This is a genomic window from Pandoraea nosoerga, from assembly GCF_902459585.1.
Lineage (GTDB): Bacteria > Pseudomonadota > Gammaproteobacteria > Burkholderiales > Burkholderiaceae > Pandoraea > Pandoraea nosoerga.
Genome location: NZ_CABPSC010000006.1, coordinates 157,490 through 171,985, shown reverse-complemented (window position 1 = coordinate 171,985; position 14,496 = coordinate 157,490). Strand labels below are relative to the sequence as shown.

The window sequence follows — 14,496 nt, the reverse complement described above, 5'->3', positions numbered from 1 at the left end:
AACGAGGAATTGCCATGATGAATGCTCAAACCACCGGTACCCACGCCACTGCCCACCCCGCTGCAGGCGTGGCTGCGGCCCTGCGGCCAGCACTGGCCGACGTGCGCCGTCTGCGCAGCGACTTCCAGCGCCTGAAGGCCGAGCAGAACCTGCGCGATCGCGACGCTGCCGCGGCCCTTGGCGTCTCCGAAGGCGAGACGGTAGCCGCCTTCGTTGGCGAGCACGCCGTGCGCCTGCGCCCGGCGTTCACCGAGATCGTCGAGGCGCTGCCCGCGCTGGGCCGCGTCATGGCACTCACGCGAAACAACGCCGCCGTGCACGAGAAGGACGGCCAGTACGAGAAGCTCTCGCACTCGGGCACCGTCGGTCTCGGGCTCGGCAAGGACCTCGATCTGCGCATCTTCTATCACCACTGGGCGCACGGTTATGCGGTCGAGACGGCGACCGAGAACGGCCCGCGCCGATCGCTGCAGTTCTTCGACAAGTCCGGCACGGCCGTGCACAAGGTGTTTCTGCGCGATCACAGCGACGTGGCCGCGTATGACGCGCTCGTCGCACGCTTTCGCGCCGAGGACCAGACGCCGGGCGAGCACGTCGTCGGGGCCGACGCCCCCGCGCCGCAAACGCCTGACGCCGACATCGACGCCGCCGCGTTCCAGCGCGACTGGCTGGCAATGACCGACACGCACCAGTTCTTCGAAGTGCTCAAGCGCCATGGCGTCTCTCGCGCGCAGGCGCTGCGTCTCGCGCCCGACGGGCACGCGCAGCGAGTGCCCGCCACGGCGGTGAAAAGGTTGCTCGACGATGCCGCGGGCACCGGTCTGCCGATCATGGTCTTCGTGGGCAACGCGGGCATGATCCAGATTCACACCGGGCCGGTGAAGCAGATTCGCGTGATGGGTCCGTGGGTCAACGTGCTCGATCCTGGTTTCAACCTGCACCTTCGCGAGGATCTCGTCGATAGCGCGTGGATCGTGCGCAAGCCGACCGCCGACGGCATTGTCTCGTCGCTCGAACTGCTCGACGCGGCCGGCATGGTGATCGCCATGTTCTTTGGCGAGCGCAAGCCGGGGCAGGCCGAGCGTGAAGACTGGCGCGAGACGCTCGGGCGCGTCCAGGAGGCAGCGGCGTGAGGCGCATAAGGTGCATGAGGGCCATGACGGGTGTGACAGGCATGCGTCGCGTGAGCGAGCCTGTCGACCCGCACGACGAGACGCGCCGTGCGCTGCTCGCCGGGGGTGCGGCGCTCGCCGCCGGTGCGTGGCTGGGCGCGCTGCTGCCGGCTTCGTCCGCCCATGCCGCCGGCGCCTCCGCGCCGGTCAAGGGCGCGCCGCGGCGTGTCGTGGTCGCCGGCGGCGCGCTCACGGAAATCGTCTACGCGCTCGGCGCGCAGGATCGTGTGATTGCAAACGACTTGACGAGCCTGTATCCGGAAGCCGCGGCCAGGCTGCCGAAAATCGGCTATCTGCGCTCGCTGTCCACGGAGGGCGTGCTCTCGCTGCATCCCGATCTGCTGCTCGCCGGCGCCGAAGCGGGGCCGCCCAACGTGCTCTCGCAAATCGCGGCGGCGGGGGTGCCCGTCAAGCGCTTCAGGCACGGCTTCGGCGCCGAACTCGTGCAGGAGAACATTCGCGAGGTCGCCGCTGCGCTGGCCGTACCCGAGGACGGCACACGCCTGTCGGGTCGCTTCATGGCCGACTGGCTGCGCGCTCGCGACGACATCGAACGACGCTGGGGCATCCAGAAGCGCCCGCGCGTGCTGTTCATCCTCGGCCATACCGGCAGTCAGGTCATGGTCGCGGGACAGGACACCGCCGCCGACGCCATGCTCGCTTATGCCTGCGCGGAGAACGCGGTGCGCGGATTCACGGGCTACCGTCCGCTCACGGCCGAGGCGGCCGTGGCGGCGCAGCCTGACATTCTGCTCACCACCACGGCCGGGCCTGCCTCCGTCGAGCGGGCCGACCCGGCCGCCGCACTGCTCTCGCAACCCGGATTGGCCAACACGCCTGCGGGGCGCGCGCGACGCGTCATTAGCTTCGACGCGCTCTACCTGCTCGGTTTCGGACCGCGCCTGCCGCAGGCCGTCGCGGATCTCGCGCGACGCGTACATACCGCGTGACGAGCGCCGCATCCCGCCAGCCCATCGCCAGTGAACTCCCCATGTCAGCCGCCCCCCCGCTTCCGAAGTCAGTGAAATCCGTGGCGTCGCAAGTCCCGCCCCTGCGCGAGCGTCGCGGCGCCGCCCGGCGTCGTCCGCCACGATGGCTCGTCATGACGGTGCTGGCCGCCGTGCTCGCGCTCGCCGTTCTCGCGGCGCTGTGCGGCGGCGCGTATCGCATCGGGCCCGGCGAGGCCATGGCGGCGCTGTTCCGCGGCGCGACGGGCGACTTCGTGCAAGACCAGGCGCGCAACGTGATGGTGCAGATCCGGCTGCCGCGCATCGTGCTCGGCATCCTGGTGGGGGCGGGGTTCGGCGCGGCGGGCGCGGCCTTGCAGGCGCTCTTTCGCAACCCGCTCGCCGATCCCGGCCTCATCGGCGTGGCGAGCGGTGCGGCGCTCGGCGCGGCTGGCGTGATCGTGCTGGGCAGCGCGCTGCTCCCGGCGGCGCTGGCCGCATCACTCGGCCTGTGGCTGTTGCCGCTCACCGCCTTCGCCGGGGCGCTGGGCGTGACCGCGCTCGTCTATCGGCTTGCCGCAGGACGCGGCCGCCTCGCCCTGCCCCTGCTGCTGCTCGCGGGCATCGCCATCAACGCGGTGTCCGGGGCGGTGATCGGCCTGCTCACGTATCTGGCCAACGACACCCAGCTGCGCACACTCACGTTCTGGACGCTCGGCAGTCTGGGCGGCGCCCAGTGGCCGATGCTCGCGGTGATCGTATGGCCCGTCGCGCTGGGTATCGCGATGCTCGCCACGCAATGTCGCTCGCTCAACGCCCTGCTGCTCGGAGAAGCCGAAGCGCTGCACCTCGGCGTGGCGGTGCAAGCGGTGAAGCGTCGCGTGATGGTGGCATGCGCGTTGAGCGTGGGGGCGCTGGTGGCGTCGAGCGGCATGATCGGCTTCATCGGTCTGATCGCGCCGCATATCGTGCGGCTCGTCGTGGGCCCGGACCCGCGCGCCGTACTGCCCGCGGCGGCGCTCTTCGGCGCGACGCTGACCTTGCTCGCGGATCTCGTTGCGCGCACATGGGTGTCGCCGGCCGAGTTGCCGCTGGGCATTCTCACCGCGCTGCTCGGCGCGCCGTTCTTTCTCATGCTGCTGTGGCGACGCCGCGAGCAGTTCGGCCTGTGACCGCCCGCGCCAGGACCTTGCCATGCTCAGTGCACACGATCTCACCATCGCCCACACCGGTTCGCCCGTTCTCGACGGCCTCTCGCTCGACGTCCGGCCGGGCGAGTTGCTCGTGCTACTCGGGCGTAACGGGGCGGGCAAGAGCACCCTGCTCAAGGCGCTGGCCGGCGAGCCGCTGCCGCCTCGGACACGCGTGAGCGGCACCATCACGCTCAATGGCGCCGTGCTCGCCCAATACAGCACGGCGGCACTCGCCCGGCTGCGCGCGGTGTTGCCGCAGACCGCGCAGCTTTCGTTTCCGTTCAGCGCACTGGAGATCGTGACGATGGGGCGTCTGCCGTTTCCGAGGCCGCCGCGCGCGCGGCGCGGTCACAGCGACACCGATATCGCGACGATGGCGCTCGAGCGTGTCGGCGCGCTGGCGCTGTGCCACCGCGACGTGATGACACTCTCCGGCGGCGAGTGGGCGCGCGTGCAGTTCGCACGGGTGCTGGCGCAGTTGTGGCCGGACGAAACGCCGTCGCCGTCGGTGCCGCGCTATCTGCTGCTCGACGAACCGACCGCGGCGCTCGACCTCGCCCATCAGCATCACCTGCTCTCGCTCACCCGGGAACTGGCGAGGACGTGGGGGTTCGGTGCCATGGCCATCGTGCACGACGTGAATCTGGCGGCACGCCACGCCGATCGCATGGCCCTGCTCGCCTGCGGCCGCATCCTGGCCGCAGGCGCGCCGCGCGACGTGATGCGCGCCGAACTCATCGAACAGACTCTGGGGTTACCGGTACAGGTGATTTCGCCGCAAGCGTCGGCCGGCGTGCCGTTCGCGCTTCCGGCCTGACGATGCGGGCGTTCCCGCCGATCGGGCCGCGCGGTCAGCCGACGGGGACGCCGTCCTTGTCGAGATTCGCGCGGGCGCACAGCACCGCCGCGAGATCCCACAGCGCATAGCCCACGCTCTTGAAGAGCACCGGCCCGCTCGAGCGGAAACGGTCGGGCGTGATGATCGCGTCCATGAGCGGTGCGGCGCGCCCCCAATCGAGGGCCGCGTGCAGCAGATCGCCGGCCTCGTGCTTGACCTCCCACGTATCGACGACGAGCGTGCCGCGCACGGCCGCATCGCGGCACAGCTGGGGCGGCAATTCGCGCATGTCGGGACGGAACGCCCCCACGCCGGCGACGAAGATGTCGTCGCGCCAGCGGATCGCGTCGCTGTCGGGCAGCACCGGCTCGCTGCTGGTCGTGGCCGTGATCACGATACTGACCGTGCCGAGCACCGGCTCGATGGCGTCCACCACCGTCGCTTCCACGCCGAGCGATGCCGCATGGTCCGCCAGCGCGTGCGCGCGCTCCGGACTGCGCGAATAGATCATGAAGTGCCGCGTGCCCATGCCCGCGGCGAACGCTTCCAGATGCGCGCGCGCCTGAACGCCGGCGCCGACGATAAGCACCGGGCCTTTCGGGCGCGGTGCGAACTTGCGCGCGGCGAACAGCGTCACGGCAGCCGTGCGGCGCCCGGTGACGGTCGGTCCGTCGAGCAGCATCAGGCGCTCGCCGGTGTGCGGGTCGTACACCATGACTTCGCCGATGATGGACGGCTTGCCGGCGCGGCAATTCTCCGGGTGCACGGTGATGTGCTTGGTCATCGCCACGTCGCGATTGGCGGCGGGCATGACCAGCAGCACGCCGCCGCGGCGGCCGCGTTCGGGCTCGGTGAGGGGAAAGTGCAGACGCTCGGGCGCGCGGGCCGTGCCCGAACGCATTTCCACGAGCATGGCCTCGATACCGTCGGCCAACTGCGGGTAGGGCAACACCTGCGCGGTCTGCCGCGCATCCAGCGTGATCATCGATATGTCTCCGCTTCGGGGCGTGCGCCGCAGGCAGCGAGTCTCGTCCCCGCGGCCATCCTCTCGCGTCACGCTTTGCCAAGTCTTGTTTTCAGTGTAGCGCGCATCGCGTCGACGCGTCTGCCACATCAAAAATTATTCATGGCATTGTCGCGCCGATGCTGCGCACATGCGCTCAGCGACTCGCATTGCGCATGCGCTTACCGTCGTTGACGGTCGCACCGCGTACCTCGAAACGTATGCTGTCGCGAACGAAGCCGCTGGCATCGACGAGTTCGAGCGTATGGCGCCCCGGCCAAGGCAGCCAACTCACGCGCGCGCGACCGGCGAGCGGCTTGCCGTCGAGACGCCAGGCCGCGCCGTTGGGCCACGCGGCGGCCACCTGGAACCACAGGCGCTGATTCGCAGGCGGAATGTCGGGATCGAGGGCGACGATGGTGCCGTCGGCCGGCCCGGCAATGCGCCACAGCGGCCCGCCCGGCGCCTTCGTCGCGAGCGCGGACAGTGCGAGGGTGCGCTGCGCGGTGCCTGGCAAAAACCATTCTTCGCGTGCGGGTTCGACGTGCTCGGCGTATTGCACCGCCACATGTTCGAGCCCCGGGGGGGCCGCGGGCGGCACGCTCGCCGTGCGGCGATGCAGGTAGTCCATGACGCGATGCCAGATCGGCGCCGCACCGGACACCCCGGAGACGTCCCACATCGGCGCGCCGTCGGCGTTGCCCACCCATACGCCAACCGTGTAGCGTCGCGAGTAGCCGATCGCCCAGTTGTCGCGCATGTCTTTGCTCGTGCCGGTCTTCACGGCGGTCCAGTAACGCGTGGACAACGGACTGTCGAGGCCGAACGTGCGCGTGCGCGCCTGCCGGTCGGCGATCATGTCCGACACGATAAAGCTGACTTGCGGCGAAAACACCCTCGTCTGCGCCAGCTTGCGTGTTGCGCGCTTCTCGCCGGCGACGGTGCGCGTTCCCGCCGTGCCGTCGACGCCGGCCGTGCGCGCGAGCGATGCCTCGCCACCCATGCGCTCGTTGATGGCGCCCACGACGCCGCCATTGGCGAGCGCACGGTAGGCGTTGGTCAGCGAGAGCAGTGTCACGTCGGCGCTGCCGAGCGCGAGACTGAAGCCGTAGTAATCGCCGCTCTGCGTGAGCGGCAGACCGAGCGAGACGAGCGTTTGCGCAAAACGGCGCGGCGTGACCATCACGAGCGTGCGCACGGCCGGCACGTTCAGCGACGAGGCCAGCGCCGTGCGCACGCTGACCCATCCCTTGAAGTGCCGGTCGTAATTCTGCGGGATGTAGAGCCCGCCGCCCGTGGGCAGATCGATGGGCGAATCGTCGAGCAACGACGCTGCGCTCAGACGCCGCTCGGCGATCGCCTGCGCGTAGAGGAACGGCTTGAGCGTCGAGCCGGCCTGGCGCAACGACGTCACGCCGTCGACCTGCGCCGCCGACGACAATGCGCCGGACGATCCGACCCACGCGAGAATGTCGCCGCTGGCATTGTCGATCACGACGATGGCGCCGTCCTGCACGTTGCGCGACCGACCTGGCGCGCCAAGCTCGCGCAGCGTTTGCTGCAGCGTGGTGACGGCCACCCGCTGCAACTGCGCGTCGAGGGTGCCGGTCACGCGTGTGCCCGGCGGCGGACGCGTTTCGCTGAAAACGCGCCGTGCGAAATGCGGCGCCAGATTCACGGCGTCGCGCGTGGCCATCACGCTGGCCGGACGCGAGAACACCAGTTGCGTGTACCCCTCCAGGCCATTGCAGTCCGCCGCCTGTCCCAGGTCGCGAAGGATTGCGCAAGCGCGCTGGGCGACGCGCGACGCCGGCGCGTTCGGCGCACGCAGCAAGGCGACGGCAAGCGCCGCCTCGCGCGCGTCCAGTCCGGCGGGCAGTTTGCCGAAAAGCGTTTGCGACACGGCCGAGATGCCGACCAGCTCACCGCGAAACGGCACGAGGTTCAGATACGCTTCGAGAATCTGGTCCTTGCGCCAGCGCTGTTCCAGCCACACCGCCGTCGCCGCCTGACCGATCTTCTGCGTCATCGAGCGCTTGCGCGCGCTGGGCCGCAGGTCGTCGTCGAGCAGCCCGGCGAGTTGCATCGTCAGCGTCGAGGCGCCTCGCGTGCGCGAGTGCCAGAGATTGCCCCACGCGGCGGCAGCCACGCCGCGCCAGTCGACGCCGCTGTGCGCATAGAAGCGCTTGTCCTCGGAGACGATCAACGCCTGGCGGAAGGCGGGCGACACGTCGGCAAGCGTTACCCAGTCCCCGCGCAGCGCCTGCATGTCGGCACGCAGGCGCTGCAACGGCTCGCCGTGGCGATCGAGCAGGATCCAGTCCGAGGCACGCCAATCCTGCCGCACGTCGTCGAACGACGGCACGGCCCGCACCGCCGCGCTTGCCGGCATCAGGCTCAGGGCCAGAACGACACGCAGCACGACGCGACGTGCCGCGTGGGAGCGAAAGACCTCACGCACCGCCAGCACGCTCCTCGTCCTGTGCCCCGCCACGCGCTCGCGGCGCGCGCAGCGCCATGATGCCCGCGCTCAGCAGCAATTGCGCGAGCGCATAGAAGACCCAGATGGCGTATTCCTGCGCCGGCACCGCGCCAACGAACCGCGTGGTGCCGATAAGCGCATCGGAGACGGTGAAGAGCAGCGCACCGACGGCCGCCCATTCGCCCGGCAGGTCGGCAAGCAGCGCCGCCGTGGCCATCATCGCCAGCACGATCACGTAGCATGCCACCGGCGCCTTGAGCGCCGCCATGCCCGGCCAATACATCGCGTAGGAAATCGCCGCCGCGACCCACACGACGACGATGGCCACCCGATGCCAGCGCGGCGCTTGCGACCACGGCCGACGCAGGCGCCAGAACAGCGCGAAGTACGCCGCGTGGGCGAGCAGGAACGCCGCGAGACCCAGCACGAACCCTTGTGCGAGCGTCGGAATGGCAAGCAGGACGTCGCCCGCGCCGGAGAAGATCAGCGCCGCGCACAGCCAGGGCCGCTCGCCGGGCGCGCGGTGGTACAACGCGGCGAAGAGCAGCAGCGCGCACAGCAGCGCCTTGGCCACCGCCTGGTCCGCATACGGCGCGCCGCGCAGCGAGAACGTATAGGCAGCGCCGGCCACGGCGGCCAGCCACCAGAAGCGGCGCGCCTCTCGCGGCAGCGCCGCGCTCAGGGCAAAGGCATTAGGCGTCATGTCGGCGTGTCTCCCGGGGTCAAGGTTTCGCCGGCACGACCTGCACCGGCGCATTCGGCGCCTCGCCGTACATGGCCGGCTCGTACATCGCTTCGACGCGCGTGGGCGGCGTGGCGAACTTGCCCACGTTGTTCAGACGCACGGTGTACTCGATTCGATGCTGCCCCTTCGGCAGATAGTCGAAGTACGCCCGATAGGCGTCCTGTGCCCGCTCCTCGAACGCCGGCATGGCGCCCTCGGTCTTCTCGCCCTGCGTCGCAATCGCCGAGTCGCGCCCGAGCCCGCCGCCGAGCACCGTCGCGCCACCCGGCAGCGGGTCGCTCACGACCACCCACCGCATGTCGGCCTGCGCATCGATGTCGAGCCGCACGCGAAGCACGGCCCCGCGCACGAAGCTCTCGCCGCTGCGCTCTGCGGCGTCCTGCACCTGCACGCTGCGCGTGACCCGATACCCGGCGGAGAACGGCGCCTTGAGGGGTACCGCCGCGAGACTCTGGATCGTGGCCCACGGCTTGCCCGCACCCGTCTGGTCAAGACGCAGCACGTCGCGTGCGCTGTCCGCCCCCACCGCGGCGTGGCTCAGCCACGGCAGGGAAACGGTCGGCGGCACGGTCCCCGGCTTGAGCTTGTCCCAGTCCACCGTCTGTACGCCGCCGCTCGTCTGATTGTCACGCTGCCATTGAATCGCAGTCTGCCCTGTGGGCGTATCGCGCTCGAAGCGTGCGGAGAAGCGATCCACCGCCAATCCGCCCCAGACGTTTGCCGTCGTCGTCGACCACGCGCCGCGCGACTGCAAGCCGAGCAGGCCCACCACGAGCCGCGGCATGTCGTCCTTCCACGCCGGATTGGCGTTCATGAGCAAGGCCAGACGCGCGGCATTGGTCTGCGGACCGACCATGAGCCACCACAGGTCGTCGCTCGCCTGCGTCGAAAAACCCACGCGCGTGCCCTGATACGACAGGCGTGCCCGCAGAATCTGCTCGGCCTGCGCCAGACGCTCGGCGCGCTGCGGCGCATCGGGCAAGCGCTGCAAAATGGCGTACCAGTCGATCACGGCCGAGGTCGGCCAGTCGTTCGGCGTGAGCGTGAGCGAGCTCAACATGCGCGCATTCGCGCGACCGTATCGCGAGAGCGCCTCGATCGCACTGAGCTTGCGCAGCGTGAGATCGTCGCGCGGCGCCCAGAAGCGGCGGGTCAGGCGCCCTTCCACGAACGCGGTGAGGCCGTCCTGCATGCGCGCGAGAGCGTCGTCCGGCAACGCATACGCCGGATCGAGCGCCTTGGCTTCGCTGCTCACAGAAAGCAGATAGGCGGTAAGCGTGTCGCTGCCCTGGCTGGCAAACCCCTCCTGCGGCGGGAAATAGCTCGCCAGGCCGTCGTCGTCGAGATACGACGGCAGTGTGCCCATCACCCGCTTCCATTGCGCGACGTCGCGCAGCCCCAGCGCTTTGGATGCCTGCTGCTCCAGACACGCATACGGATACAGCTCGAACCATCGCTTCACGCCCGGCAGCCCCTGCGACAGACGCGGCTGCATGTTCACGCGAACGCCGCCGCGCAACTTGCCGGTACTGTCGGCCACTGCCCCCGTGGGCGGCGCCATGGGCAGCGTCAGGCTGCCCTCGACCTGCATGAGCACGGACTGCTGCACGGTCGCCGGCAATGAGGGCTGTATGTCCTGGCCAACCTTGATGGCATCGCTTGCCGCGGGCGCGGCGCCCACGGCCGGCGCCTGCGCGCTGACCTCCCAGAGCAGTCGCTGGGCGCGCGTGTCGCCAAGCCCGGTCGGCGCCGTGACTTCCCAGGCCACTTCGCGCGATTCCCCGGCGGGCACGTCGATTCTCTGCGGCGCGAGCGTCAACTGGGTCGCCCTTGCGGTGAGCTGCACCTGCATGGCGTGCTGCGTCGTGTTGCGAACGGTGAACTGGGCACGGTAGTTGTCTCCCTCGCGCACCAGCGGGGGCAGACCCGAGATCAGTTGCAGATCCTGCGTGGTGCGGATCGTTGCACTGCCCGTACCGAACCAGCCGAGCGCCTGCGCCCCCGGCTTGCCGTCGTCGGCCACGGCGACGATGCGGAAACTCGACAGCGAGTCGTTGAGCGGCACGTCCACCGTGGCCTCGCCCTTGTCGTCGAGCGTCACACGCGGCTGCCACAGCAGTAACGTGTCGAAAAGCTCTCGCGTAGGACTCTTGCCACCGCCACCGCCGGCCGGCACGGCCTTGCGCCCGTAGTGACGCCGGCCGATGATCTCCATTTGCGCGGTGGCCGTCGTCACGCTGTAGCTTCGCCGCTGCCACATGGCGTCCAGAAGATTCCAACTGGTGTTCGGCGCCAGTTCCAGCAGCGCTTCGTCCACGGCTGCGACCGCGACTTCGGAGCCCGGCGCGACGGGCTTGCCGTCAGGCTGCGTGACCTTGATGCGCACCTTCGCGTGGCCGCGCACCGGATATGTGGGCGCGTCGGGTTTCACTTCCACGCCGAGGCGCTGGCCGGCCGTGCCGACGCGCAACTCCGCCAAACCGAAGCGGTACGCCGGCTTGCCGAGATCGACCAGCCCGGTCGGCGCCTGATATTCGCGGCCCTCGTACCAGAACGCGCGGAACCATTCCAGCGGCTGCTTCCAGCCCCACTGGAAGAATGAATACCACGGCACTTCGTGGATACGTCCGCGCACGGCGAGGACCGAGACATAGACGTTCGGCCCCCACGATGGGTCCACCTTGAGCGAGATGTTCGGGTCCTGGCCCGAAATCTCGATCGTGCGCGTGTCCATCACGCCCTCACGCTCGATGGCAACGAGCGCCGTGGCCGAGCGGAACGGCATGCGCACCTGCAGCTTCGCGGTCTCGCCCGGTTCGTAGGCGCGGCGCTCCGGCAGCACGTCCATGCGATCGGTGTTGTCGCCACCGAACCAGACTTCGCCGCGCCCGGTCACCCAGACGCTCGTGGTCGACGTGCTCAGGTTGCCCTTGTCATCCTTGGCCTGTGCCACGAGGGTGACCTCCCCCGGCTGGGAGAGCGACACGTCGCACGACAACATGCCGCGATCGTCCGTCTTGCCGCTGCACACCTTGCCAAGGTCCTTCACCTCGGTGCGATTGTCATACGCGTAGAACCCGCCGACCATGCGCTTGCGGCTGCTGATCGTGATGCGCGCTTCGGCGCGCACCTCCATGGCGACACCAGCCTTCGGCTTGCCCTGCAGGTCGAGTGCGAGCGCCTTGACCGGCAGCTTGTTCGTCACGGACACCCAGCTCTCGCTGCGCACCCCGGTGATCAGGTTGGCCGGCCACAACGTGGCATTGCCGCGCAGCGTCTGGATCTCCCCGTTCGGGTCCGCAAAACTCGCTTCGAGCATCAGGTCGCTCGGACGGTCGACCTTGGGCAGATCCTTGAGCGTCAGATTGCCCGCGCCATTTCGGTCGAGCACGAGCCGCTGCTTGTCGGCGACCAGCTTCTGATCGACCGCGCCCGAACTCTCGTCGTCGCCCTGATCGTCGTCGGGCGCACCGGACCGGGCCGATGGCGGCCGATACGGCGTGAAGCTGAAGTCGTCATAGCCGTCGAACGCCAGGTCGCGCACGCGCAACAGCGCGGACACGCGCACCGGCAAATTGCCGGCCGGCCCTCCCGAGACGTAATTCACCTGCACGCTCACGGGCGCTTCGGTCTTGTTGACGAGCGCGGACTTCGCAGCGTCGCGCACGCCGATCGAGCCGGCGAGCACCGGCAGGCGGAATGCTTCCACACGGAAATGGCCCGCATCGAGCGACGTGGGATAGGTGCTCGGCCGCGTATCGCCGTCGCTGTAGTCGAGCGTGACCGTGTACTCGCCGAGCTTCGCGCCCTGCGGAATCTGGAAGCTGCTCTCCGCCAGGCGTCCGTTACGCCACTTGATGGGCTGGGTGTATGTCTGCCCCGAGCCCTGATGCGTGATCGTGAGCCGCGAGGGCAGGCTCGCCGGCAACGCCAGCCCCTGCATGGTCTCCTGGCGGATGAAGTGTTTCATCGAGACCGTCTCGCCAACGCGCAACAGCATGCGATCGAACACGGTCTGCGCGCGAAGGGTCGGACTGCTGCCGCCGTCGGTCGGCACATGGAAACGCCACGGCTCGATGCCGCGATCGGAGTCCGACGACACGAACGCCATGTCGGGATCGTTGCCCTGCGTACGCGCCACCACGAAGTAGCCCGAGCGCATCGTCTTCTCGCAATAGCGGTAGCGATCGAGCGATTTGTCGATCTTCGCCACGCCGGTCTTGTCGGTGATGGCGGACGCCACTTCGGCGCCCTCGCAGTCGAGCACGCGCACGTGCGCATTGGCCACGGGCTGTCCCTTGTCGAGCGTGGTAACCCACGCCACGGCGTTCTCCCGCCCCATCTTGAAGTGCACGCCGAGGTTGGTCACGAGCACCGTGGTGCGCACGTACATCGGCAGCGACTTGCCGAGCAGCGCCGCCCCGAGTGAGGGAGAGGCGAGCTCCACGACATAGAAGCCGGGCTTCTGGAACGGAATACCCACGACCTCGAACGGACGCGGGTCCTTGTCCTTCGGCACGGGCAACGTCAAGGCCTGCACGCCCGGTAGACCGGAGAGCAGCGACAGGCTGCGGGTGTCGTAGCGCGTGAGCTTGTCTTCCACGATCGTCGCGGCGTTCGGCCCGAACGTCTCCTTCGCCGCGGGCGCCGTGAGGATCGTCGGCATGGCTTGCGCGATCTGCTGGCGCGTCATCGTCGTTTCGTCGAACCGACGCACGCGCGAGAGCCATTCCATGACCTGGACGTCGTCATCGACGCGCAATTGCAGGGTGCGGCCGTTTGCCCTGGCAGCCTCCCCCGCCACGCCCAGACCGTTGATCTGAAGTGCCGGCTCGACCTTGCGCAGCGTGACGGGCAGCATCGGCGGCATGCCCGGCTCCGCGAAGCGCTCGACAATCCCGAACGGCGCCGCAGCGAATTTGGCCAGCGGCGGCATGGTCGCCATCTTCGTCTTCAGCGGGAATTCGCTGGCGTTGTCCAGTGCTCGCCCGCTGTCGTCGGTGAAGCCCTTCGGCAGCGTGATCGTGAGCTCGGCCTTTTCGGGGAACGGCGCGTCGAAGGTCACGTCGCTCACGCTCGACGCGCGGTCCGTATCGCCGAACTTCGGCGAGCGTTCGGCCCCTGCGCCCTGCAACCGTATCTTCGCCGCCATGTCGCGCGCGACCGGCGAGTTGAATGTCAGGCGCAGCGCACGCAGCGGCGTGCACGGCGCGTTCGCGTTCTCGCGCTCGCAACTGAAACTCGCGGTAAACGGCTCGCGCACGTCGTATTCGAAGCGCCGCGCCTGGCGCGTGGGCACGCCCGACGGCGTGGTGATGCCCGCGCCCCACACCAGATGCACCTTGGCGCCGGCGGCGAGCGTGCGATTGCATTGCAGCATGACCACGCGAGCGGACTGCTTTTCGAGATTGAAGCGCTTGAGCAGCGCCGTGCGCGTGTCGCCTTCGATCCACTTCACGCCCAGACGCTCGCCTACGCCTTCGGTCTCGCACCAGGCGTTCTGTGTCACGCTTGCCTGCTGTGCGGGGCCGTTGAGCGTAAGAACGAAGATCTGGTTCTCGTCGATCGGCCCATACGACGGGCGAATCGTGGTGACGGCCGGCCCGCCCGTATTGAATGCGTAGCGCGTGGCGCCCGAGAGCGGCGTACCGGATGCGGCAGACAGGCCGCTGCGCGCCTCCACCGTACATTTCGCGCCCGGGGGCAGCGGTTGTTTGAAGTCGTAGACCCAGATCTTCGGTTCCAGCCAGTGGCCGTCGCCGGTGAGCGATGCGTCGGTGCAACGCACGGCGGCCGGCGCGCTCGCCCGGGGATCGCCGGCGGGCACCATCGCCTCGTCGAACTTGACGACCACCTGATCCACGCTGGCCACTTCACCCTGGGGGCTCACGCTGACGATGCGCGCGGCATGCGCCGGCACCGCTATCCCCATTCCTAGACAGAGTGCCGCCCACGCCAACGGCGCAGCCGGCCAGACGCGTTGCGTTCGGCTATGCATGCCGGACTCCTCCCGAGTTCTGGTGAGGCGATTCTAACCCGCAGTCCTTGGCAATTCGAACCGTTTCCGGCCGATTCTCGCATCGCTCGCAGACGAACGTCAGAATTCGGATCGTATG

At 69.0% G+C, this 14,496-nt stretch carries 8 protein-coding genes; 4 read left to right on the top strand and 4 right to left on the bottom strand.

Translation table 11 applies throughout. The features are described 5' to 3' along the window. Positions 1–14: 14 nt before the first annotated feature. From PNO31109_RS10120 to PNO31109_RS10105, 4 genes are all read left to right on the top strand, one after another. A complete protein-coding gene (locus PNO31109_RS10120) occupies positions 15–1,133 on the top strand; it encodes a hemin-degrading factor (protein ID WP_241013775.1) in 1,119 nt (372 codons plus the stop codon). A gap of 23 nt (positions 1,134–1,156) precedes the next feature. Beyond that, complete coding sequence (locus PNO31109_RS10115; protein ID WP_241013776.1) at positions 1,157–2,122, top strand: heme/hemin ABC transporter substrate-binding protein; 966 nt, start codon at positions 1,157–1,159, stop codon at positions 2,120–2,122. Positions 2,123–2,274: 152 nt separating this feature from the next. After that, positions 2,275–3,291: a FecCD family ABC transporter permease gene (locus PNO31109_RS10110; protein ID WP_150555476.1), complete on the top strand. Its 1,017-nt coding sequence runs from the start codon at positions 2,275–2,277 to the stop codon at positions 3,289–3,291. After that, positions 3,176–4,129 (top strand): heme ABC transporter ATP-binding protein, encoded by a 954-nt coding sequence (locus PNO31109_RS10105; protein ID WP_370750058.1) that lies wholly within the window; start codon positions 3,176–3,178, stop codon positions 4,127–4,129. The genes PNO31109_RS10110 and PNO31109_RS10105 overlap by 116 nt, the downstream gene beginning before the upstream one ends. 34 nt (positions 4,130–4,163) lie before the next feature. On the opposite strand, the gene PNO31109_RS10100 is transcribed toward PNO31109_RS10105, so the two are convergent. The 4 genes from PNO31109_RS10100 to PNO31109_RS10085 all read right to left on the bottom strand — a co-directional run bounded on the left by PNO31109_RS10100 (position 4,164) and on the right by PNO31109_RS10085 (position 14,378). Beyond that, positions 4,164–5,135 (bottom strand): delta(1)-pyrroline-2-carboxylate reductase family protein, encoded by a 972-nt coding sequence (locus tag PNO31109_RS10100; RefSeq protein ID WP_150555474.1) that lies wholly within the window; start codon positions 5,133–5,135, stop codon positions 4,164–4,166. A 175-nt stretch (positions 5,136–5,310) separates the two neighbouring features. After that, positions 5,311–7,545, bottom strand: coding sequence for a penicillin-binding protein 1C (pbpC, locus tag PNO31109_RS10095; protein WP_150555527.1), 2,235 nt, complete (start codon positions 7,543–7,545; stop codon positions 5,311–5,313). Positions 7,546–7,606: 61 nt separating this feature from the next. Next, positions 7,607–8,338: a lysoplasmalogenase family protein gene (locus PNO31109_RS10090; RefSeq protein ID WP_150555473.1), complete on the bottom strand. Its 732-nt coding sequence runs from the start codon at positions 8,336–8,338 to the stop codon at positions 7,607–7,609. Between the two features lie 19 nt (positions 8,339–8,357). Further along, a complete protein-coding gene (locus PNO31109_RS10085) occupies positions 8,358–14,378 on the bottom strand; it encodes an alpha-2-macroglobulin family protein (protein WP_150555472.1) in 6,021 nt (2,006 codons plus the stop codon). Positions 14,379–14,496 lie beyond the last annotated feature (118 nt).